This is a genomic window from Wenyingzhuangia sp. IMCC45574, from assembly GCF_054182685.1.
Genome location: NZ_CM135169.1, coordinates 3,204,088 through 3,229,601, shown reverse-complemented (window position 1 = coordinate 3,229,601; position 25,514 = coordinate 3,204,088). Strand labels below are relative to the sequence as shown.

16 protein-coding genes are annotated in these 25,514 nt (G+C 34.4%); 1 reads left to right on the top strand and 15 read right to left on the bottom strand.

Annotated features, from left to right (window positions below):
• Position 1 precedes the first annotated feature (1 nt).
• The 12 genes from ACXHHC_RS13555 to ACXHHC_RS13500 form a co-directional block, all read right to left on the bottom strand.
• Entirely contained in the window at positions 2-2,524 is a 2,523-nt protein-coding gene (locus tag ACXHHC_RS13555) for a T9SS type A sorting domain-containing protein (protein WP_458226912.1), read from the bottom strand.
• A 269-nt stretch (positions 2,525-2,793) separates the two neighbouring features.
• The gene (locus tag ACXHHC_RS13550; protein ID WP_458226911.1) at positions 2,794-4,347 is read right to left on the bottom strand and encodes an alpha-L-fucosidase; all 1,554 of its coding nucleotides are present in this window, start codon (positions 4,345-4,347) and stop codon (positions 2,794-2,796) included.
• Positions 4,348-4,359: 12 nt separating this feature from the next.
• Positions 4,360-6,882, bottom strand: a complete 2,523-nt coding sequence (locus tag ACXHHC_RS13545) for a glycoside hydrolase family 2 protein (RefSeq protein ID WP_458226910.1) — start codon at positions 6,880-6,882, stop codon at positions 4,360-4,362.
• 225 nt (positions 6,883-7,107) lie between these two features.
• The gene (locus ACXHHC_RS13540; protein ID WP_458226909.1) at positions 7,108-8,253 is read right to left on the bottom strand and encodes a glycoside hydrolase family 117 protein; all 1,146 of its coding nucleotides are present in this window, start codon (positions 8,251-8,253) and stop codon (positions 7,108-7,110) included.
• 104 nt (positions 8,254-8,357) lie between these two features.
• A complete protein-coding gene (locus tag ACXHHC_RS13535) occupies positions 8,358-9,377 on the bottom strand; it encodes an L-rhamnose/proton symporter RhaT (protein ID WP_458226908.1) in 1,020 nt (339 codons plus the stop codon).
• A gap of 27 nt (positions 9,378-9,404) precedes the next feature.
• The gene (locus ACXHHC_RS13530; protein WP_458226907.1) at positions 9,405-10,436 is read right to left on the bottom strand and encodes an aldose epimerase family protein; all 1,032 of its coding nucleotides are present in this window, start codon (positions 10,434-10,436) and stop codon (positions 9,405-9,407) included.
• Positions 10,437-10,519: 83 nt separating this feature from the next.
• Complete coding sequence (locus ACXHHC_RS13525) at positions 10,520-11,608, bottom strand: mandelate racemase/muconate lactonizing enzyme family protein (RefSeq protein ID WP_458226906.1); 1,089 nt, start codon at positions 11,606-11,608, stop codon at positions 10,520-10,522.
• Between the two features lie 101 nt (positions 11,609-11,709).
• The gene (gene aldA / locus ACXHHC_RS13520) at positions 11,710-13,164 is read right to left on the bottom strand and encodes an aldehyde dehydrogenase (protein WP_458226905.1); all 1,455 of its coding nucleotides are present in this window, start codon (positions 13,162-13,164) and stop codon (positions 11,710-11,712) included.
• A 32-nt stretch (positions 13,165-13,196) separates the two neighbouring features.
• Positions 13,197-13,961 carry an SDR family NAD(P)-dependent oxidoreductase gene (locus ACXHHC_RS13515; RefSeq protein WP_458229256.1) on the bottom strand — a complete coding sequence of 255 codons (765 nt, stop codon included), beginning with the start codon at positions 13,959-13,961 and terminating at the stop codon, positions 13,197-13,199.
• A gap of 29 nt (positions 13,962-13,990) precedes the next feature.
• On the bottom strand, positions 13,991-16,180 hold the full coding sequence (locus ACXHHC_RS13510) for a glycoside hydrolase family 3 C-terminal domain-containing protein (protein ID WP_458226904.1): 2,190 nt from the start codon (positions 16,178-16,180) through the stop codon (positions 13,991-13,993).
• A gap of 13 nt (positions 16,181-16,193) precedes the next feature.
• Positions 16,194-17,210 carry a zinc-dependent alcohol dehydrogenase gene (locus ACXHHC_RS13505; protein ID WP_458226903.1) on the bottom strand — a complete coding sequence of 339 codons (1,017 nt, stop codon included), beginning with the start codon at positions 17,208-17,210 and terminating at the stop codon, positions 16,194-16,196.
• Positions 17,211-17,452: 242 nt separating this feature from the next.
• A complete protein-coding gene (locus ACXHHC_RS13500; RefSeq protein WP_458226902.1) occupies positions 17,453-18,247 on the bottom strand; it encodes an IclR family transcriptional regulator in 795 nt (264 codons plus the stop codon).
• 247 nt (positions 18,248-18,494) lie between these two features.
• Between ACXHHC_RS13500 and ACXHHC_RS13495 the strand changes: the two genes are divergently transcribed.
• Positions 18,495-20,108 (top strand): helix-turn-helix transcriptional regulator, encoded by a 1,614-nt coding sequence (locus tag ACXHHC_RS13495; protein WP_458226901.1) that lies wholly within the window; start codon positions 18,495-18,497, stop codon positions 20,106-20,108.
• A 54-nt stretch (positions 20,109-20,162) separates the two neighbouring features.
• Here ACXHHC_RS13495 and ACXHHC_RS13490 read toward each other — a convergent pair whose 3' ends face one another.
• The 3 genes from ACXHHC_RS13490 to ACXHHC_RS13480 form a co-directional block, all read right to left on the bottom strand.
• Entirely contained in the window at positions 20,163-21,359 is a 1,197-nt protein-coding gene (locus ACXHHC_RS13490) for an IS256 family transposase (protein ID WP_458226684.1), read from the bottom strand.
• 147 nt (positions 21,360-21,506) lie between these two features.
• Positions 21,507-24,056, bottom strand: coding sequence for a sugar-binding domain-containing protein (locus ACXHHC_RS13485; protein WP_458226900.1), 2,550 nt, complete (start codon positions 24,054-24,056; stop codon positions 21,507-21,509).
• Between the two features lie 223 nt (positions 24,057-24,279).
• Complete coding sequence (locus tag ACXHHC_RS13480) at positions 24,280-25,482, bottom strand: T9SS type A sorting domain-containing protein (protein ID WP_458226899.1); 1,203 nt, start codon at positions 25,480-25,482, stop codon at positions 24,280-24,282.
• Between the last annotated feature and the right edge of the window lie 32 nt (positions 25,483-25,514).

The following is a 25,514-nucleotide window of genomic DNA, read 5'->3' as shown; positions in this document are numbered from 1 at the left end:
TCTAGCTTTTAACAAACTTTGTCATCCAAGTCTCTTCTTTTTTCTTGATTTTTAACAAGTAGATTCCCGCAGACAAATGAGAACTGGTTAGTAATAGTTTTCCATTTTTTACTATATCTGTTTTATATAGCAACTGAGTTCCTAAGGTATTGTAAAGGCTTATTTCTACTTTCTCTAAATCTGCTGTATTTAAAAGTTGAACCTCTATAACATCATTCACAACAGTTGCTGTTAAAAACATACTTGTGTCTAATGAAATTGTCTCTGTATATTTTCCTTGACAATCCTTATTTGTAACCACACTTAAATCATTATTTTGTGAATTTAAAGGAAAACTAAGATTGCTTTGTTGGGTTGTAAAATTTTCTCCGTTCAATTGAATTTGATACATTTCTCCTCCCGAAAGTTGTAAGTCTAATTGTTTCTTTTTTACATCTACAACACTCACTACTTTTAAATTTTCTGGCTCACTAATATTTATATTATAACTTCCCAAGACAGTACCCTCATCATCGGTACTAATTGATACCAAATAAAAACCCGCAGACAAATTGTCTACGGTTAGGTTTTTAGCAAAATTATATTCTTTGTTTACAACATCATTTTCTAGCTTTAGGTTGACATGCTCTAAAAGACTGGATGTTATTTCTATTTTTCCATTGGCAGCACCCGGACAAGAAACAGAAGTTACTTTTAACGAAACAGGCTCTGTTGGTATGTCAAAAGTTTGCACATCTAAAATTACCGAACTTACTCTTCCTCCTGTATCTGCATATTTAATAGTAACCGTATTGTTTTCTTTTAACAAAGAAGTAGAAAAAGGAATTTCAATCATTCCAAAAAAGTCATCTCTGTTGGTTTGGTCGTAGCCTTTCCAATTAGACGGCACTGTTACTTGCTTTCCATTTATTTTAACAACGGGGGTTTTAGATTTATCATGCTTCCTAGAAATACTCATTCTCAACACCGCTCTACCATCTCCTAAATTCTCTAGATTGTTAAATGTGTAACTAATCTCTTTATTCGCTTCTATTTTCTGTAAATAATCGGTTGTATAATATTTCTTTGTTCTAATAGCGTTGGTATAATTTAAATCTCCTTGTAAAGTATACATCATTACAACGGTTTCTCCACCTATCAATGCTAATGAAGAGGGAGCCGTTGCTAAAACCTCTTCTTTATAGTCTAACTCTTTGTTTTTATAAACCTTTAAAAACCTTTTACGAATCGTTTGAATGGTTTTGCCTTTAAAAGTTGTTGGTATACTTACTTCTTCTAAAGAATCTGATAAGTTGTTAATTGCTACATATAATTTATTTCCATCTAAAAAGGCATGTGTTTGTATATCTGGATTGTCGCTTTCTACCAGTACTCTATCTCCTTTAACCCCTTTCCATAAATCGTAAAATTTAATTCTAGGAGAATACACCCACCCTGTAGGGTTTGGTTCTCCTATGTTAGATGGAATCCACAAAGTTGCTTGATAAGGTTGATAATTATTAGCCGCTGTAATATGCCAAGTTGCCTTACCTGTAATAAAAGGGATAGAATTTACCAACCTATCTTCTCTCTCAAAAAGATTGAATAGAATATGATTGATGGAGCGTAATGTCTGCGCACTTGCTATCAAACTAAAATTATCTCCATATCCTTTTTCTATGGCACCATATTCCGTAATAGCATGAGGCTTGATAGTGTTCCATTTAATGTAACTATAATTTTCTATTAAGTCTAAAATAGCTTCAGAGTTACTACCAGACCTCCTATTATCTTGACCTGTTACATTTACACCATCGTACAAATGTGTAGAAAAGGCAAACATATTGTCACCTGCCGTGTCCATAAACATTTTAAGATTTTCTTCCCAATGCCCAAAATCGTTTAATTCCATAGATGGCCAAGCACTAGAATACCCAATAACTTTTGTGTTTTTTAAAGCAGGTGTATTATGAATTCTTTTACCCACTTCGTTGTAAAACAATGCCATTTGTTTTTTTATTCTATTGTTCTCATCGTTACTCCAACTACCCTCGTAAAAATCTTTAGCGTGTACAAAAGGCTCGTTCATTACCTCAATAAACTCTTCTAGCTCCCCATTGTTTACATAATCTTTGTAATATTCTACCGCCCAATCTGCTGCTTTTACCACATCCATACCATCTACAAAAGCATCTTTAGGATGATGAGTTCCTACCACTCCTTTTCTAACTGCCCTAACATTATCGTTTCCCCATTTACCTCCTGGGTACACACCTACCTTTCCTGTTAACTGTTTAGCCCTGGCAAAAGCTCCCCAAAACTGCCTTCCTCCGGTTACACCATAATCGTTTCTAAACTGAGTTTGTTCTGCATCAAAACCATTGTCGTGTACACTAAAATATTTTGTTCTGTCTAGCGCAGAAACCTCGCCAAGAAAACGTTGACAAGAAGGATCAACGGTAATTTTTGTTTGAGAATAAGTAAGTTGCCCCACTATCCCAATTAGTAATAAAAGTTTGGTTTTTTTATTTTTTTTGAAAATCATAAATGACAATTAAGCGTTTACTCAAAGTTCTCTTATTCTATTGAATTGTATAAACTCATATGTAGCAATCAACACACGAAAAGTTTAAAACAGTTCACAAAAAAACTCAGAATAGAAAGCTTCTACTTCTGAGTTTTTTTAATCATATGTGATAGTGATTTTTGTTTTTTTGCCCTCTGGTTGTATTTAGATACTAGAAACAAAAAACCTCAACAAGAGAATTTAAACTCTTATTGAGGTTTTGACCACTTATTAAATAAGTACCTACTTTATTCCTTAGGAACTATTTTAAATGTAAAAGCATGATTCCCTATCTTTTTTTTAGGCAATTGAATAGTCAACCCTTTTTTGTTTCTTACAAATTCTAAAGGCTTTCCATCTCCTAACATTTCTATGTTCTGAATCTCTTTTTTATACAGATCGTTTCCTTTTTTTAAACTTTTAATTGTAAAACTTTCTCCTTCTGGCCAATCTAAAGCTATAGCATATAAAATATCTCCTTTGGTTGTAAAACGAATGTCTTCTGCAGTATTATCTCCATTCTTTTTTTCACTTAAGTGACCTTCTGTAACCTTAAAACTCCCTTCTCCATAAATATCAAAAGTTCTAGTTCCATAAATACCTTCTCCATTTACCTTTAACCACTGTCCTATTTCTAACAAACGATCTTTTACTGCTTGAGGAATTTCTCCATTTGCCTTTGGAGTAATATTTAACAATACAGTTCCATTTTTACTAACCACATCTACTAAAAAGTCTATCAATCTATTTGCAGATTTATATTCTGGGTTGCTAATATGAGACCATGCTTTCCAGTCAATAGAATCATCCGTTAACCAAGGAAAATCTTGTTTTTCGCTCATTCTAGATCTCTCCAAACCAAGCAAAGCAGCTCCCTTGGCAAAATCATAAAACTTATAAGTAGAAGCTACTTCTTTGTTATTCTTTTCTGCGTGATTGTAGTAATACGACAAGAATTCTTTTCTGTGCTCTTCAGAAATCACATCCATTTTATTATCAAACCAAACTAAATCTGGTTCGTATTTGTTTATAATTTCCTTTAAACGGTTTAACCACTCATCATTAAACTTCTGATCTGCTACAGGATAATACCTTTTAATCCCTGCATCTATTTGATGCGGTCTATTGGGCATTAAAAAATCTCCTTTCTTTAATTTCGGTCCGTATAAGTCTGCAAACTCAGGGTTGCTAGCATCTGTAGTTTCATCCCAAGTAGGGTACCAACCAAACAACCACTGACGGTGATAGGTAGCAATAAACTTCATACCTCTCTTTCTAATTTCTTTAGAAAGCTCTCCCATTATATCTCGTTTAGGTCCCATTTCTTTGGCATCCCAACGCGTTAAATCACTATCCCACATCGCAAACCCATCTGCGTGTTCAGAAACAGGTCCGGCAAACTTAGCTCCAGATTTCTCAAACAAATCTGCCCACTCAGCAGGGTCAAATTTTTCGGCTTTAAACATGGGAATAAAATCTTTGTATCCAAACTTATCTAACGTACCATACTTTTCTACATGATGTTTATGAATGCGTTTTGATCTTGCACTTTTGGCTTCTGGATTGTCTTTATTTACATACATATGATGAGAATACCATTCGGTCTCAAAAGCTGGCACAGAATAAGGTCCCCAGTGACAGTAGATCCCAAACTTTGCATCTAAAAACCATTTGGGTGTTTTATGTTGTTTTAAAGACTCCCAATCTGCCTTATAAACTTCTTTCTTTTCTGCTGTATTTTGGCTTTTACACGCACCTAACACCAACAAAAAACCAAAGATTACTACTCTAAATTTAATCATCTATTACACCTTTTATTTAAAACCTCTTGTTTCTATTTTATCTGTTTTACTATCTAGTTCTCCTTTATTATCCCCAGAATATTTATCAAAGAATCTATAATAATTTCCGTAAGTATATTTTCTATTTCGCTCTCTTACCTCTGCTCCCATCTTCTTAAATTTAGCAGCCGCTTTTTTCTGATCTCCAATTAACAACATATACTCATTGGTAGAAAGAACCTCTCCTTTTTTATCTTTTAATTCCAATGTAACATAGAAATACTTCTTTACTTTTCTTAAGACATCCTCTTTAATACTAATAATTTTAGCCGAACTATTTTCTTTAATAGTATTTACATCAAAAGATTCTTTACTTAAAACATTCCCTTCATCATCTTTAAAGATATAAGTTCCTTTACAATTTTTAAAAGATTTATAGAGATCATTTACCACCCATATTTCTCCCTTAAACGCTTCGTTGTTCTTCCATCTTCTCTTATCAAATTTTAAATTGATCAAAGTAGGTTGATAAGCAGTTTTTACAAACTCATAAGAACGTTTTGGTTTGGTATAATTGTCTACAATTCCCCATTTCATATCTGGCCAATACGTAATAAAATGACATAAAGCTATTCCGCTTGTTACTGGTTTTCTTCTTCTAAAATGTTCTATCCCCAATTGAAAAATAATCCCCTGCGCATCTTGTGTTGCATCTACAAACTCTTGTAAAGAACCTGTTCTTTCTTCTCCAAAAGTGTCGAAATTTTGTATTCTTAATCTATCCAAATCTGCCCAATGGTGTCCCCAGCTTACTCCAGGAGTCCACAATTCATCTTTAGGAATAAACTTTTGCAAACTCTCTACATTTGGTACCGATGTAATTGCATATTCTGGCACAATTGGAAAATCTAGTCCAGCATACCATTCCTCCATTGGTAAATGTCCCATTCCATAAAAGTATCGTAATGCATGTACTGCCTCCTTCGGTTTGTAACCAGCCTCTCTAGAAACCTCACAGGTTAATGGAGAATCTGGCACATATGGCAAGTTTGCTTTTGCTTGTAATCTCTTCCCCAAGGTTTCTAAAAAGTCTCTTGTAAACTTTGCATCAGAGGCTCTTAATAGCATTTCTTCTCCACCTTCCATCATAATTAAAGATGGGTGATTTCTTCTTTCTGTAATTACCTTTTCTCCCTCTACAAAAATTGCTTCTAAAGCCTCTTTCTCTCTAGGTAAATTCCCCGTTCCTAATGGAATAATATCTTGCCAAACCGTAATTCCTGCCTCATCACATAATTTGTAAAAAATTGGAATTTCTGGTGGGTGCCATCCAAAGATTCTAATATTGTTCATATTCGCTTCTTTGGCTAATTTTATCAATCTTTTGTATTTTTCTTCTGATGTTCTTCCTACAAAAATATCTGGCGGTCCACCCCAACAAGCAGAACGAATAAAAATAGATTTTCCATTAATAACTGTAGTCCTTGGAAAACTAACCTCGTCTCTACTAAAACCTGGATTCCATTTCATGGTTACCTCTCTAATTCCAAAAGTCGTTTCAGAAAAATCTTGGTTGATGTTATTCTCTTTTAAAGATATTTTTGCTTTGTATAAATTTGGTTTCCCTAAATCCCAAGGCCACCAAAGCTTAGCATTTTTTATATTGATTTTTTCTTTTACTACGTGTTTTCCTGGTAACACCTGTTTAGAAAATTCGAACTTTATTTTCTTACTCTTAAAGTTTTTTCCCTCTATGGTTCCAACAAAAAACATTTGTTTTGGTTTAGATGTGGTATTTTCTACCTCTATTTCTAAACCTGCAGATGCTGATTTATTTTTATTTATTTTTGTATTTACATATACATCTGTAATTCTAGATCGTCCTGTAGTAACCAGCTTTATAGGTCTGTAAATACCAAAAGGAACTAAATCTCTCCAATAATCTCCAAACCACGGTGTTTTTTTCCCAGCTACTTTAGCATTCACCTGCGGAGGTGGTGCCAATCTAATCATTAATAAGTTTTTGCTTTTTAAATGTTTTTTTGAGGTTCTAATGGCATGATTCACATCAAAAGAAAACGATGAAAATGCCCCTTTATGGCTTCCTAAATAAACTCCATTTAACCAAACATCACAGGCATAATCTACACCGTCAAAATCCAAACGGGCTATATTATCTCCAATGTCTTCAGTTACATTAAATTGATACGAATACCACCATTCGTATTGCATTACCCATTGCGCTTTTACACTATTTCTACCAAAATAAGGATCTTCAATAGCACCCGCTTTCCATAAATCCGTATACACATCTCCGGGTATTTTAGCAGAATTCCATACCAAAGTTTCAATATCCTCTGGAGGTAACTCATGTAAACCTTGTTTTACTCCCTCACCAGGCAACATCATTTTCATCTTCCACTGATACCCACTAAAATCTCTTACCAGCTGACTGTTTTCGTTATGATTGTTGATAGTACCTGGTTGTGCGTAACCAAATAGGCCTAACAGCAAACAACACAGTACTAATAATTTCTTTTTTATTATTTGTTCCATATGATATAATTGTAATTGAAAATTCATTTAATTTTTCGTCTAGATAAAGTTTCAAAAGTTGACAAATCAAAACAATGATTTTTATCACCCACACAGAAACACTAAAACGACTTTAACAACCCCTAAACTACAATAAACACAACATCTTTAAAACAACAAATCCGACCATCATACAAACAAAAAAGACCTCGTAAATACGAGGCCTCTTTTTAAAATAAATATATTTTATCTCTGATCGTCTATAGAAATATCTTTCCCTTTTACCTCTCCTTTAGCAGTATGTTTTTCCATTCTTTCGGTAGTAAAACCTTTAATACATTGGTAATCATAAGAAACATATTCATGCGTTAATCCCCAACGTAAAACTTCTGTTGGTTCTTTTTCATTATCCGCAGTTCTATTTAAACCAATTGCATGTGGAGCTCCTTTTACAACAGCCTTAATATCAAAATTAATTCCATCTGGAGACCACTGAACCGTATTCTTTTCTGGACCATCTGTTGTGATTAATGAAGCAATTCCACCATTGTAAGGCCAAACGCATATTTCATGTCCACTATTAGAAATTGGGTTGTAATCAGATTTAATATAAGGACCTTTTGGATTGTCGGCAATAGCTACTCCGTGTCTAATTTGACGACCTCCAAAAGTAATAGCTTCTCCCATTTGTTCTCCTTTATAGTATAAATAGAACTTTCCATTATATGGAACAATACAAGGATCGTGTACCTTATGAGAATCAAAGTCTCCTTTCTTAATAACAGCAAATCGATCTTGTTCTTCTCCTTTCCAAATTCCATTTTCAGCCGGACTTAAAATAGGCTCCTCACTCTTTGTCCAAGGTCCATTTGGAGAATCAGACCAAGCCAATCCTACTTGGTTTTTTACTCTTACCGTATAATGCCCTCCAATAGTTTGGTAACTTAAATAGTACTTTCCTTCGTGTTCCATAATTTCTACAGTAAACACAGAACGATCATCATAAGCACCTTTTTCACCTCTAGCTACTGCAACTCCTTCTTCTTTCCACGTTAATCCATCTTCGGAAGTAGCATACCAAATATCACATCTATCCCACGGAAAAACTTTATCGTTTTCTATATCACCGGCAAAACCATCTGTAGCTCCTACAGATTTAGAATACCATACGTAAAATTTACCATCGTGTTTTATAACCCCACTAGGATCTCTTCTTACCACACCTTCTTCGTAAGCTAAATCTCCTTTTAATTCGTGTTCTTTATAGGTAAAAAACCAGTCGTTACCTCTTACCAATTCCTCATCCCAAAGCAATGCTCTTTTAGATGCTGCACTTAACTTATCTGCATTTGTAATCCCTAAAAAATCTAATTGTTCTTCTGTTGGTTTCATTTCTTTTTTTATATATAAACCAAACTGTCTGCTATTTAAGATAGCAGACAGTTCGCAATGCAACTGCTACTACAGTCTCATTTATTTGTATTATTTTAATTTTATTAAGCTAATGTATTAGAATAAGCAATAATAACAATTCCAATTACCATACAAGCCAATCCTAAATACAAAGAACCTTTTGCTTTTCCAGAAGCTTTAGCCCATTCTTTAGTAATTAACCCACTAATTATAGCTGTAACAACACAAGAAGTGTTAAATATTGCATAACCAACACTTCCTCCTAATTCTTTACCTAATTTAAATCCTGCGTAAGCAAAAACTACAGAGGCTGCAAAGTTAAAAACTCCCATAATGGTTGTTAACACAATATTCTTACCTAAGTTTGGAGTCTTAAATTTACCCCATAATTTCTTAGCGGTTAATTGTTGTGCAAAATAAGCAGCAATAGCAACACCTCCAGCCATGTAAATTACATACATAACTGCAATAGCACTTTTCCAAGGAGCATTACCTCTTGCCTGTGAAGCTGTATCTATAATTTCTCCACCCGCAGCATATGCGTAACTAAATCCGGTAGCTAATAAACCTCCTACAATAGCAATTAAAATTCCTGTAATCATAGAACCACCTTTTTTCTCTCCTTCTGCCGCAGCTCCATCTTCATCTTTCTGACGGATGATTCCAGCTCTACCATTGGCCATAACTCCAACCAATACTACTGCTAAACCAGCTAAAATTGTAGTTAAAACATTTGGCTTTGGTAAACCTACCTGAATGAATGGTAACAAAGAACCTACCAATATAATAGTTCCAATAAAGATTGAAAAACCTAATGATAGTCCAATATAATTGATTGCTTTTCCCCACATCATTGCACCAATACCCCAAAGGATACTACATACAATCATTGTAATTAATGCTCCAGATGGAATTTCTCCTAATATATCTGCAAATCCATCAATTAACAAGAAGGCAGCAATGTTAGGAACCACAAAAGTGTTGATAGCAAAGAACATACTCCATGTATTCTCAAACTCAAAGTCTTTTGTGAATTTTTCTGGTAATGCATATAACCCTAGTAATAAACCAGCTAATATGGCAAATAAAACACCTGTAATCATTTTTTAATTATTTAGTTGTTAATAAAATTACCATCCAAGCTTAAAGATGGTTGTACTTGTAAATTCTTCTCCGGCCTTAGTAATTGCTTTTGGAGCATCAATATTTGGTCCATTTGGAAAACGATGTGCTTCACAACAGAAACCTCTATACTTACCGTATTGTAATCCGTTTTCACGTTTTAAATCGTCCGAAGTATATTTTCCTGTGTATAATAACATTCCTACTTCTGTAGTAGAAACCGTTAAAGAACGACCCGATTTTGGACAAGCTACTTGTGCAAATTCTTTTAAGTCAAAATTCGCTTCATCCAATACATAGAAATGTTCAAAACCATCTCCCATTGCTTCGTGTACGTCTCCAATTCGCTTTGGTTCTCTTAAATCATCAACTTGTCCTTCTATGCTTACATTTTCTCCTGTAGCTGCACCCGTTTCGTCCCAAACTTGTTTTTTTGATGCATTTACTTGAGCTGTATGACACTCTACATTAGACTTGAATCCATTCAAGTTAAAGTAGGTATGATTTGTCATTGCCAACGGAGTATCTTTATCTGGAGTCGCTTTGTAATCAATCTTTAATTCATTCTCATTAGACAAAGTGTAAGTAACTACTACTTCTACATTCCCTGGAAATCCTTCCTCTAAATCTTTACTATATAATGAAAATTCAACACCGTTTTCAATTGCTTTGGCAGACCAAATACTTTTATCAAATCCAACAGTCCCTCCATGTAAGTTGTTAGGACCACAATTAGATGCCAATGAATATTCTTCTCCATTTAAAGTGAACTTTGCATCTTTAATTTGAGAACAATATCTTCCTACAGTTCCTCCAAAGTATGGCGAATTTGCTTTGTATTCTTCAGAAAAATAGCCTTCTAAAGTATCAAAACCACAAGTGATTTCTTCTATATTTCCGTCTTTGTCTGGAGTCTGAATTGAAGTAACTGTAGCACCATAAGTTGTGATTTTAACAGTCATTCCATTATCATTCTCTAATGTATAAAGATCTATTTGTTGATCTTCTATTTTTCCAAATACTGATGATTGAATTTTCATAGGTTATTAATAAGGTTAGTATTGATTTACAAATAACGAGGAAGATTAGCTCCTCGTTATTTGTATGAGAATTTTTAAGGGTCTTACATCTTGTAAGGAGCTAGCTTCTCCCAGTCAAAAATTACACCTACACCTGGATAATCTGGAGCTACTGCTCTATGATTTTCTACTACCAATGGTCTAGTTGTATATTGATCTATAGGGAAACTATGTACTTCTAACCATCCTGAGTTAGGTTGAGAAGACACTAAACTTACGTGTAACTCTTGCATTCCATGAGAACATGCAGGAATTCCATGTTTATCTGCTAATCTAGCAGCAGCTAACCATCCTGTTACTCCACCACAGTTAGAGGCATCTGGCTGTACAAAAGATAATTTTGCCTGATCCATTGCATACTCAAATTCGTGGATTGTGTGTAAGTTTTCACCCATTGCTAATGGGAATCCGGTTGCATCTGCAATTTCTCCAAACCCTTTGTAATTGTCTGGAATAATTGGTTCCTCAAACCAAGTAATATCGTATTGTTTAAAACCTTCAATCGCTTTTATTGCCTTCTCTACTGTCATAGAGTAATTAGCATCTACCATAAAAGTTACATCGGGTCCAATATATTCACGTACTGCTTTAATACGCTCTAAATCTTCTTCTAGATTTTCACGTCCAATTTTAATCTTAACGGCATTGAATCCAGCTTCTAAATAACCTTTCATGTTACCTAATAGCTTTTCAATAGGGAACATTAAGTCAATTCCCCCACAGTATGCTTTACATGTATTTCCATGCCCACCAGCCATTTTCCATAAAGGTTCTCCAGCTTTTTTACAACGAATATCCCATAATGCGATATCCACAGCAGAAATAGCAAAAGAAGCAATTCCTCCACGTCCTACGTAGTGAATGTGCCACTCTAAGAAATCGTAAATACCTTCTACATCTGTTCCGTCTTTTCCTACCAATACTCCAAAATCGTTCTCCACCATTGCTTTAATGGCAGTTCCTCCTTTTCCTCCAGTATATGTGTAACCTGTACCTTCGCTACCATCTTCTAATGTAATGGTAACAGTTACCAATTCAAAATGATAATGATCTCCGTGTTTCGCATCCGACATTACCTCTGGTAATGGCACTGTAAACAACTGAGTTTCTATTTTTGCAATATTTGTACTCATAATCTTTTCTTTAAAAAATAAAAAAGAGCAGAGAGGTCATTGGAAAAACTATAAACCAAAAAATAGAAAACCAATGCCCCTTGCCCTCTAAAAAAAACCAATTAAGCTTTGTGTCTTACGTAGAATGTCTTTTTCTCTAAGTACTGCTCAAATCCGTACTTTCCATCTTCACCTCCTGAACCAGACAATTTGTATCCGTTGTGGAAACCTTGGTGTTGTTCACCGTGACCTCTGTTCACATAGATTTCACCGTATTCTAACTCATCGTTACACTTCATAATCGTGTTCATGTCGTTAGTAAATACCATTGCAGCTAATCCATACTCACAGTCGTTTGCATATCCAACTACCTCATCAAAAGAACTAAACTTTAATACTGGTAAAATTGGTCCAAAAGACTCTTCGTGAACAATTGTCATATCCTGAGTTACATCTGTTAATACAGTTGGTTCAAACCAGAAACCTTTTTCAAATTCAGCTCCTTCTGGACGTTTACCTCCTGCTGCAATAGTAGCTCCTTCTTTAACAGAAACTTCTACTAAATGCTCCATATGCTTTAACTCATTTGCATTTACTTTTGGTCCCATGTCAGTTTCTTCTAACATTGGGTCACCCACTTTAATATCTGCAACCTTAGCTAAGAATTTCTCCATAAATACATCGTAAATATCTTCATGGATATACATACGCTCGTTACAAGTACAAACCTGTCCACAGTTGTCAAAACGAGAATGTAATGCTGCATCTACAGCTGCATCAATATCAGCATCAGCAAATGCTATAAATGGAGCTTTACCTCCCAACTCTAACTGAACGTGTGTTAAGTTGTTTGCTGCTGCACGTGCAATACTTTGTCCTACAGGCGTAGAACCAGTCATTGTAATCATTTTAGTAATTGGACTTTCAACTAAAGCGTTACCCATTGCTCTACCTGGTCCAGTTAAAATATTGATAACTCCTTTTGGAATTCCAACTTTATTTGCTAAATCTCCTAACTCTAAAGTTGCCAATGGAGTTTCAGATGTAGGCTTAATTACAATAGTATTTCCTGTTACTAAAGCTGGACCTAATTTTCTTCCTGCCAATGCCAATGGGAAGTTCCATGCAGTAATTGCAACTACTACTCCCTTAGGAATTTTTTGAATCCAAATTTGTTCATTCGGATTGTCTGAAGGCAAAATATCTCCTTCTATTCTACGAGCTCCTTCTGCAGCATATCTAATAAAAGATGCTGTTACCGTAACTTCAAAACGAGCAACTTTTAATAATTTACCTTGTTCTTTAGTTAACAATACTGCTAAACGCTCGTTATTAGCATCTATTTCATCTGCTAATTTGAATAATAAATCTGCACGTTCTCTAGCTGTAAATTTTTTCCACTCTTTTTGAGCAGCATCAGCAGCTTCCAAAGCCTCTAAAGCTTCTTCTGCAGTTCCGTTTTGAACTTTTGCTACTATTTCTTCTGTAGATGGACTTACGATATCGATAGTTTCTCCAGAAGTTGAAGTTTTCCACTCACCGTTAATAAATAACTGATATTCTTTTACTTGTGACATGTTTTTCTTTTTTAGGTTAACTTAATTTATGATTATCTACCCATCCATCCACCGTCTACCAACGTGATGCTTCCGTGCATGTACGCTGCAGCTTCTGATGCTAAAAATACTGTTGGACCTGCAAAATCTGTTGCTTCTCCCCATCTTCCAGCAGGAATACGAGATAAAATAGATTCTGATCTTACAGCATCGTTTCTTAAAGCTTCTGTGTTATCTGTAGCAATATATCCTGGTGCAATTGCATTTACATTTACTCCTTTACCAGCCCATTCGTTAGCAAATGCCATTGTTAACTGACCAACAGCTCCTTTACTAGCTGCATATCCTGGCACAGTAATCCCTCCTTGGAATGTTAATAATGATGCTGTAAAGATTACTTTTCCAGATCCTCTAGCTACCATTTCTTTTCCAATCTCTCTTGTTAAAATAAATTGAGCATTTTGATTTACTTCAATTACCTTATCCCACATTTCATCTGGGTGTTCAGCAGCTGGAGTTCTTAAAATAGTTCCAGCGTTGTTTACTAAAATGTCTATTTGTGGAAAATCTCCTTTTACGGCTGCAATAAAAGCATATAATGATTTTCTATCAGAAAAATCACACTGATAAGCTTTAAAAGTTCTCCCTGTAGCAGTAACTTCTTTTTCTACTTGGCTTCCGCTTAATTCTAAAGATGCAGAAACTCCAATAACATTTGCTCCAGCTTCCGCTAAACCAACAGCCATTGCTTTTCCAATACCTCTTTTACATCCTGTAACTAAGGCAGTTTTTCCTTCTAAGCTAAACTTATTTAAAATACTCATTTTTGATTTTGTTTATTTTGATGTTATTTAAATTCTACAGTTGTTGAAATTGGTGCAGTTGCTCCTAAATCTTGACTCCTTTGACTAGGTAATGAATTGGCCACAACCAATTTATATTTCCCCTTTATCCAAGTTTTCTTTCCCTCTTTGTTTACTTGGAATAAGTCTTTGGCATTTAGATTAAATGAAACTTTAGTAGTTGTATTTTTCTGAATGTTAGTCCTCTTAAACTTCAACAACTTGTACTTAGGCAATCCTTCTTCTTTATTTAAAGGAACTAAGTACAATTGTACTACCTCTTCACTGTCCATATTTCCGTTGTTTGCAACAGCACATGAAACTGTAAATTGGTCTTTCTTTCTAATTTTTGTTTTAGAAACAATAATGTCTGAATACTTAAAGTTGGTGTAAGAAAGTCCAAAACCGAAAGGAAACAAAGGTTCCTTTTCCATGTATTTGTACGTTCTACCTTCCATACTATAATCTTCAAAAGGAGGCAATTGGTCTATAGACTTAGGGAAGGTTATTGGCAAGTGTCCAGATGGAGAAATATCTCCAAATAAAACATCTGCAACAGCATTTCCTCCTTGCTCTCCAGGATACCACATTAAGACAATCGCATCGGCTAAATCGTACAATTCTCCTAAAGCAACTGCACTACCTGTAGCTACTACTAAAATTAACGGCCCTTTCTTTTTGGCAGCCATTTCTTTTATGTAGTCTATTTGATTTTGTGGTAATTTTAAATCTTTTTTATCTCCTTTATTAGGCGATGCAATAGCATCTACTTCTTCCCCTTCAAAGTCCGCAGACAATCCAACTACCGCTATTACTGCATCTGCAGTTTTTGCAACGTTAGGTGCCCAGTTTTTAGGATTTACGTTTTTATTAAATGGCAAAGCTCCCATTCTATAATTTAACGAAGTTCCTAAAGAAACTTTATCAGAAATTCCTTCTAAAACAGATACTAAATTGGTTGTCATTCCATAGTAATTTGCCAATAACACATCGCTAGATGATGCAAATGGCCCTGTTACATATGGTACCTTAATATTTTTATCTAAGGGTAATGTATTGTTATCGTTCTTTAATAAAACAATAGACTTCTGAGCCGTTTTTCTTGCCAAAGCTACATTATCATCAGAATGAATTACACTTGTAGGAATTGCATTGTAAGGATTGTCATCTTTTGGATCGAAGAAACCTAGTTTAAAACGAGTTTTTAACAACTGTTTTAATCTGGCATCTACCAACTTTTCTGAAACCAAACCTTGATTCACTGCTTTTTCCAAAGCATTATCATACACAAAACCACAGTTTAAATTCACTCCTGCTTTTAATGCTACTGCAGCAGCTTCTGGCATTGTTTTTACTTGTTTGTGCCCTTTAAAAATATCTCCTAAAGCCCCACAATCAGAAACAATGTATCCATCAAATCCCCAGCTATTTCTTAGTGTTTCTTTTAATAAGAATTCACTACTTCCAGCAGGCACTCCATAAACTGCATTGTAAGCAGACATAACTCCCTCAACATTTCCCTCTTTTACCAAAGCTTCAAAAGCAGGTAAATAGGTCTCATACAAATCCTTTTTAGAAGGAACTGCATTAAAATGATGTCTTAATTCTTCTGGTCCAGAATGAACCGCATAATGCTTAGCACAAGCTGCAGACTTTAAATACTTAGGATGATCTCCTTGTAAACCTTTTACAAAGGCAACTCCCATTTTAGAAGTTAAATAAGGATCCTCTCCATACGTTTCTTGTCCTCTTCCCCATCTTGGATCTCTAAAGATATTTACGTTAGGAGTCCAAAAAGTTAAACCTGCATATTGTCCTCTATTTCCATTTGCTATAGAAATATTAAACTTAGCCCTAGCCTCATCAGAAATTGCTGTTGCTACATTTTGTGCCAATTCAGGATCAAAAGTTGCAGCCAAACCAATAGCTTGAGGAAACACGGTAGACTTACCATTTCTGGCAACTCCATGCAATGCCTCATTCCACCAGTTATATTCAGGCACATTTAACCTCCCAATCTCTGGACTACCACTATCCAACTGAGCAATTTTCTCACTCAATGTCATAGAGTTTACCAAAGCATTGATTCTCTCCTCAAAAGAGAGAGAAGTGTCTAACCACTTCTTCTCTACTTTTTGAGCGAAAGTTAAAGCTGGAACAATAGCCAAAAGCGCTAAGAACTTAGTCAATCTCATCTTTCTCTTATGATTATAATTGACAGTCCATTAATACTTTTAATCCATCAGGATTATTGTCTATATTTTCAAATACTTGTTGAATGTTACTTAATGGCTGAACATCCGTAATCATTTGTTCGAATGGTAATTCGTTTTCTGTAATTAAACGGATTGACTTTTCGTAATCTTCTCTTTCGTATACACGAGCTCCAATTAATTTTAACTCTTTCCAGAAGAATTTAAATAAATCAATCTCTTTCTTAACTCCGTGAATAGCAACCATTACAATTCTACCACGAATTCCTGCAACCTCGCACATTACATCTAAAGCAGGCTGCACTCCAGCTACTTCAAAAACAACATCTGCTCTTCTATCTTCTGTCTTGCTCTTAACGTACTCTACTAAATCTACTTCTAAAGGACTTACAGCATCAAAACCTAATTCTTTAGCTTTGGCAATACGAGTAGGGTTTACCTCAGAAATAATTACTTGCGCTCCTACTTCTTTAGCAACCATTGCTACTAATAATCCAATTGGTCCACCACCTAAAACAACAGCAGTTTCACCTTTTACCAATCCACTTAAACGTACATCGTGAGTTGCTACTGATAACGGCTCTATTAAAGCAGCCAATTTTAAATCTGTAGTTTCTTGTAATTTGTGCAATGTAAAAGCTGGTACATTCCAGTATTGTTGCATAGAACCTGCACTATCAATACCAATAAAGTTTAACTCTTCACAAATGTGGTTAAATCCTTTGTCTGATGGCTTTGCCTTTGTATCGTCTAAAGGACGAACAACTACCTTATCTCCTGCTGCAAATCCTTCTACACCTTCTCCAACGGCATCGATAGTTCCAGACATTTCGTGTCCGATTGTCTGAGGAATATCTACACGCTTATCCATCATTCCATGATAGATGTGTACATCTGTTCCACAAACTCCAGAGTAAGCTACTTTAATTCTTACTTCTCCTGCTTTTGGTTGTTCAATTTCTTTTTCGACTACATTAAAGGTTTTATTACCTTCATAAACTGTTGCTCTCATCTTGACTATGTATGTAAGTTTCAAATACGAAACTAGTTTCTTATTTGAAACAAATATACAATAAATTGTAAATAATTTACTTTTAGTCTTAAAAAAAAATCTAAATATTAATTAGACATTAGAAATTATGAGGTTCTCGCAATAGATTAGGCTAACAAACTGACCTTAAGAAACTAATAAAGCTCCTTAGCGATGGAAAAATCCACTCTAAAGAGCTTTATTGGCATGTGTTCAGTTTTATTCTAGTACACTACATAACCTAGCTTTGAAGAAATCTCTTTGGCGTATTTAGCTACAATCTTTCCTTTTTTATCGAATAATTTTGAAGGTAAGCGACCATGCGGTGCCGTTATCCAAATAGCAGCCACCGGATAACCATGTTCGTTAAAAATTGGAGCTCCTACACAATTGATCCCTTGAATATCTTCTCCGTAATCTACAGCATAGCCTGTTTTTTTCACATTTTTTAACTGCTCCTTATAAACCTCTTTAGAGGTTACTGTGTTTTCTGTATAACTTTCAAAGCCCATATTGTTTACAATCTCATTCATTTCTTCTTCGGGTAGATAAGCCAATATAGACTTTCCTCCCACAGAACTATGCAACGTAAACTGAGTTCCTTGTTCTACAAATAGTTTTACAGGATATGATGAAGCCACCTGTTCTAAAATAGTACCATTGTCTCCAAGTATTGCACCTAGCATTACAGACTCTTTTAATTCATCTCTTAAAGCTCGCATTACATCTAAAGAAGCCTCTACAATACTTTGTTCATTAATTGATGAAATTCCTAATGTTAGTAGCTTTCTTGATAATGTTACTTTTTTGGTTGTTTCGTTTTTCTGTAAGTAGTTCTTGTAAATTAATGTATTTACAACTCTAAAAGCCGAAGTCTTTGTAATATCTAATGACTCTATAATCTCCGCCAAAGTCAACCCTCCCTTTTTAGTAGCTAACAATTCAATTATCATTAACCCTCTTTCTAAGTTAGGTACACTATAATTTGGTTTTCCTTCAGACTTCTCTTCTATCGCCATAAATGATTTTGTAAAAACACAAAAATAAGATTATTTACCAAACAATAAGTCTCTATTGTAGCTTGCAATAGAAAAAATCAAAAAGACAGCAGCTCAATAAAAACTGGATTTTTAAACTTTATTACTAAAAATAACATCAATACAATCGCTTTTCAACAAAATCTTCGATTTCTAAAAGCTCATAATCGATACCATTTAGTATATTTGAACGATTCTTTCCCTTTTTATATATTATCAATACTAGAAAATGAAAATTAAATTATTCATTATATTACTTTACACCCTTTTCAGTATTCAACACGGATGGACTCAATCTTTAAAAAACAAAGATCCTTATTTTAAAATAGCTGAAACTTTAAAGAACACCAATTTACAAGGGGCTCTTACCAATTACCAAAAAAGCTTAGAGTACTGGACTAAAAAGAAAGACTCAACTGCAATGATACGCTCTTTGGCAGCCATGTCTAAGATCTACAATCACCAAACCAACTACAATAAGTCTTACGATAATTACTGGAAAGCATTACTGATTGCTGAAAAAACAAACTCTAAAAGATGGCAAGCTAGAATTCATCAAGATCTGGCTTTCTTGTATAGTTTTTACGAGAGAGACAGCTTGGCTTTAAAGCACTACAGCATTTCTTTAAATATCAACAAAAGTTTTCCTGATGCAAACAAAGCTAAAAACAGATATATTTTAGGAAACTATGTCGCATTAACTCGTTTTTATAGAATTCAAAAAAACATAAAAAGAGCCAAGCAATATCTAGACAGCTGTAATATTATGTATCAAAAAATAAATGATTCTAAGAAAAATTACTATCTAGAAGTAGAACGTGCTTGCTTTTTAGCCTTTCATGAAGACGACTTAGAGGAAGGCGAAAAATTAATTTTAGAATGTAAAGACTTTTTTGAAAATGAAAACAAAAGCTACCTAATTGTAATCTACAATATAATAGGTAAAATACATAAAAGAAAAAGGGAATATCAAAAAAGTGAAGCCGCGTTTTTAAAGTCTTTAGAATACCTAAACGAGTATAAAAACCACAAAAACTACGAACTATACAACTACGAGGACCTAACTCAGATTTATGTAAAAACCAATCGTTTTAAAAAAGCCTACGCTTTTAACAATAGAGCTAAAGTTTTAAATCAAAAAATATTTGGTAGTAAAAGTAACAGTAACAAAGATCTTTTTGCGTTAAAAGACCGTTACAGAATAGAAAAAGAGAAACAAGTTTTAGAAGCGCATCAAAACAAATTAAAAGAACTAGAAAATCAGCATTCTATTAATATCCTAAAACAAGTTATTCTTTTAGGTTCTCTAATTTTTATAGTACTATTTGGCTTTGTATTTATAAGAAACCTTAGACTTAAACACCAGAGTGAAAAAGTTTTGATTGGAGAAAAACAAAAAGTTGAATTAGAAAAGCAAAAAGAAATTATAGACGTAAAAAACAAAGAACTTACTTCCTCTGCACTGCAATTGATAGAGAAAGAAGAGTTTATTAACCAGTTGGAAAAAAAATTATCTAACACAAACGAAAAAACAGATCTTAGAACCATTAGAAATATGGTAAAGTCTGCAACCACCAACCCTACAAATAACTGGCAAGAATTTGAAGCTAGATTTATTGATATTAATGAAAATTTCTTTGATAAATTAAAAGCAAAGTACCCAAATCTTGGCCCTACAGACTTAAAAGTTTGTTCTTTGATTAAATTAAACTTCTCTAGCAAAGAAATGTCTTCTCTCTTAGGTATTTCTATTGAAAGTGTACATACCTCTAGATACAGGATTAGAAAAAAGATTGGATTGGAACGAAACGACAATCTATCAGACTTTATAAATAACATTTAAAAAAAGGACACTGTCCCTTAATTTGTGTAAGTTCTAAAAATAGGGTTTAGCTACTTATAGCTGGATCCTATTTTCAAATATAGCTAAAAACTGGTTTAGTATTACTCCCCAATTTCTGATAGGCATCGTCCATTTTTTAGTTGATTCTCTTAAAGCTAAAAACACGGATTTAATTACTGCATCATCGGTTGGGTATGAGAGTTTATTTTTGGTATACTTTCTAATTTTTCCATTTAAGTTTTCAATAAGATTAGTAGTGTAAATAATAGTTCTAATCTCTACAGGGAAGTCAAAGAACACAGTTAGTTCATCCCAGTTGTTTTCCCAACTTTTAATAGCATAGGAGTACTTAGAGTTCCACTTCTGCTTAAAGTCTTCTAAAGCAGCTTTGGCTGCCTCTTTAGTAGGAGCTGTATAGATTTCTTTCATATCTTTAGAAAACACTTTTCTATCTTTCCAGACCACATATTTACAAGAGTTTCTAATTTGGTGTACCACACATATTTGAGTTACCGATTCAGGGAATACGGTCTTTATAGTATCTGTAAATCCATTTAGATTGTCCGTAGCTGTGATTAAAATATCCTGAGTTCCTCTAGCTTTGATATCAGTTAAAACCGTCATCCAAAAAGCGGAAGATTCATTCTTACCTAACCATAAACCTAGTACTTCTTTTTTACCATTGGTTTTCAATCCCACAGCTATATAGATGGTCTTGTTGATGATTTTTGAGTTTTCTCGAACTTTAAATACAATTCCATCCATCCAAACAATCAAATAGCAAGGGTCTAAAGGTCTGTTTTTCCAAGCAACGATATCTGAGTTGATTTTATCTGTAATTCGAGATATAGCAGAACTAGAGATATTGAAATCATAAAGCTCTAAGACTTGTTGTTCAATATCAGATACGGACATCCCTTTGGCATAGAGGCTAATAATGATGTTTTCTACACCATCTAAAGTATTTTGTCTCTTCTTTACAATCATAGGGTTAAAACTACCGTCTCTATCTCTTGGAACTGTGATTTCAGATTCCCCTAAACTAGTTTTGATTTTCTTTTTGGAGTAGCCGTTACGTGTATTATCACTTAGAGAAGTTTGGTGTTTGTCATAGTCTAGGTGAGCATCTAATTCTCCCTCTAACATTTTTTCAATTCCTCTTTTTTGAATCTTGGCTAAAAAATTACTCAATTCATCGCCCGTTTTGAATTGCTTTAAAAAGTCGTCGTTTAATAAGTCTTCTGGTTTCATAAAGTGTAAAATTAATAATTAAACAAAAAAACAGGGTTTGAACATCTTCAAACCCTGTTTTTAGAACTTACACACTTTATGGTTTAGTGCCAAAAAAAGCCCTACTTTACTTTATGTAGGGCTCTTTTTTTAACTCGCTGCTTATGGTTAGTTTATTGCAACCTGAATTTCATCTCCCTCTAAACCTGCACCACTTGCTTTAATTGTAAGCAAACCTGCTTTATCCTTAGCCTGAACAATTAACAATATTTTACCATTGTGTGTAGTTCCTTTGTTAGATTGGAATTTCTGAGTACTATTTTTCCAACCATTATCTACACCTAATATCTTAGCTCCTGCACCTACAGAGAAAACAACCTCTTTATTCTCATACTTTACCGGATGCCCTTTAGTATCTACCAACTCTGCTACCACATGCACAACATCTTTGTTATTGGCTTGTATCGTTTCTCTATCGGCACTTAATACAACCATTGTAGGTTTATCAGCAGTCATTAACCTAGACTCTATTTCTTTTCCATCTTTAAGACCTTTTGCTACTAATGTTCCCTCTTTAAAAGGCAACACCCATTTGTAAATATGCCCTACTGTTTTTGCCAACTCTTGTTTTCCTAGAGAAGCTCCATCTAAAAACAACTCCAATTCATCACAGTTAGAATAGATTTCTACAACTACATTCTCATCTTTTTTATAGTTCCAATGTTCATTTACATCTTGCCATCTCCATAAATAATGTTTCCACCCATCCTTCTTTTTCTCAACCAGCTTTTCTCCATCCATTTTATACAAAGACTTTTCTAAGGTTTGTGTAGCCATATGAATCATTGGTTCTTCTGTCCATAAAGACTGCATCATATAATAAGAACCTTTTGGAAAACTAGCAGTATTTATCATACCAGAAGGCTGAACTCTTGTTGGCCAACTCTGTCTAATCTCTCCCATATAATCTGCACCTGTCCACAAAAACGTTCCAGAAACAAAAGGCCTTTCCATAATAGCTTTCCACTCGTGGTATTGTGCAACATTCTCCGTTCCCATAATCACTTTATTAGGATAGTTTTTATGTCCATAATCATAAATTACTCTCCTATAGCTATACCCAACAATATCTAAAGCATCTGCATAACCCGATTCATGACTTGAAGAAGGTAAAATACAGTTTGCAATAATAGGTCTAGTTGTATCTAACTCCTTTGTCCACTTAGATAGCTTTTGAGCCGTTTTACCGATATCGTATTTTCCTCTAGGCAACGTTTTCATTAAATGTCTAATCTGATCTAATGAGTGAGGTGGTTCTGACCAAAAATAGTTCCCTTGCCAAGTCATTTTATCAAAAAAACCTGTTGTCTTTGCATTTCTCTTGTACGTCCATTCAATCTCATTACCTATACTCCACTGAAAAATAGAAGGGTGATTTCTATGACTTAACATAACATTCTCTAAATCCTTATGAGCCCATTCTTGAAAATGCTCTCCATACCCTCTTGTAATATAATCCGTACTTTTTTCTTCCCACTTATTATACCTCTTATCCTTTGGATTGTCCCACTCATCAAAAAATTCATCTTGCATTAAAAACCCCATCTCATCACATACCTCTAACAACACTTTAGATGCAGGATTGTGAGAACTACGAATTGCATTACACCCTCCGTCTTTTAAAATTTGTAACCTTCTTCTCCAAACATCTTTAGGAACAGCAGCTCCAACCAAACCAACATCGTGATGCAAACACACCCCCTTAATCTTCATATTTTCTCCATTTAAGAAGAAACCTTTATCTGCATCAAATTTTATATTTCTAATTCCAAAACGAGTTTCGTAAACATCCACTTCTACCCCATCTTTTATTACTGTAGTAACAGCAGTATACAACGATGGATTTTCTACCCCCCATAAATTTGGATTTGGAACAACTAAGTTTTGAGTAATTTCTGCCTTACTCGATTTTAACACCTTTAACACTCCTGAAGTTTTAGCTACTTCTTTTTTGTTCTCATCTAACACAACGGTAACAACCTCAACTTCATTATCATTTAAAAATGCATTTTCTACAGAAATATCAATAGCAACCTTTGCCTTTTCTTTAGACACCTCTGGAGTAGTTACAAAGGTTCCCCAAACAGGAATATGCAATTTATGATCCGATATTAATGACACATCTCTATACACACCTGCACCTGTATACCAACGGCTATCTGCATACCTAGAATGATCTACTTTTACCGCCAACACGTTTCCTTTACCATTGTTCTTTAAGTACTTTGAAATCTCAAAGTAAAAAGGGGAATACCCATAAGGATGAAACCCTAACTCATGTCCATTAATATATATAGTCGCATTGTTATAAACTCCGTCAAAAAGAACATAAACCAACTCATCTTTGCCTAGTTCTTTATCAAATTCCTTTGTATAATACCCATACCCTTTACTAGGTATATATCCTGTTGCCCATGCATCTTTCCCTAAAGACTCATCAAATTCTCCTTCTACAACCCAGTCATGAGGTACATTTACCTTTTTGTACTGCTCCTTTTTAATTTCTTTGAATTCAACCTCTTTTTCACTTAAAAAGAAATTCCAGTTTAGGTTAAAATTCTCACTTACTACCTCTTTTTCATTCTCTTTAGCACCAACATTAGCACAAGAAAAAAACAACATAGAGACAATACCAATAAAGATATACTTCTTACTCATTTTTAAAACTTTTTTTGATCAACTATCAAATATCCCTATTTACAAGCTATAAAGACCAAGCACCCCACTAGACTTGAACTAAACAGCCCTTAAATATTCATCAACTTTTCTTGTGTTTAAAAGCATACATCCAAAAATGTAGACCATATAACTCAACAAAGAAAAAGAGTAGCCAAAAGGCTACTCTCACTTAATAATAATTGAATATATAAGTTGAATCAACTTATTTCTTTACAACCTTAAATTGCTTCCCATTATCAGACACCAAAATATACACTCCGGCATTTACATCTGAAATATCAATTTGATTAGCCGCTTTTACCGTTTTTACAACTTGCCCTAACACATTTACTACTTGAATATTTACGATTCCTGATACATCTGGAATATTTATAACTCCTGTAGTTGGGTTTGGATACACATTTAAGCTATTTTTTACACCTCCGCTAGATAAAGTCTCATCTTCTATAGTAGTAATTGTAAGGTCCGAAAAGATAAACTGAGAAGTTCCAGCTCCGTTACTAAACTTTTTATTCCCGTCCGTTGTATCTCTATAAAATCTTAACATATACTTATCTGGAGAAGTTAAATCTGCAGATGGCTCTACATTAAAAGTATACGGCCCACCAGTAGTAGCCTCTAAAGTTTCTTCTGTTGTAAATGTTAATACAACCGAACCCGCTTGATCTGTTACCTCACTAGGAACAGAAATTGTAGGTACAATTACCTGAGGAGCAGCTGTTGCCAACGTATAACCTGTAGTAGAAGTATGCATATATAAAGTAACTCCCATATTCTCTACATCTACATTGGTAGAATAATCAAAAGTTATAGTAAACTCCCCACCCCTTGTTACTGTAGCTAGCGTAGATTGCACATTAGAAATTGTTAAATAATCTGAAACAGGAGCACTATAAGAAGCCACAATATCTATCGCAAAATTTGCAAATCTTGTTATACTACCTAAATTAGTATTAGAACCATCTCTTGCTTGTCCTCCAGAAGATTTAACAGTTCCAGAGTCACCATCAGCTGCAGCTGGACTTGCTGTACTAACTGCAATTTGGGTTAATTCCCAAGTCCTAGTTCTAACAAACCCTACCGTATTATCGGAAGCAGTATTAGAATCTTTTAATCCTCCCGAAACTGCAAAATAGTTAGCATTTGCTGCATCTTTTATTGGCAACCAAAAAGTATTGTAATTATCAAACGTATCAAGCGTTGTCTGATCTCCAAAATCAGTAACACAAGTGATGGTTACTGTGGCAGTAGTAAAAGCCCCTCCCCCATCTTTATTTAAAAAATAACCATTACTAGAGACCACTAATTGATCTGCTGCATCACTAGAAATAGTGTAAGTTGTTGTTTGCCCAATTGACAAACTAGTTACTAAAAAAGCAACCACTCCAAGTAATTTTCTTACCATAATAAAGTATTTAAATTGTTAGTTAGTTCGAC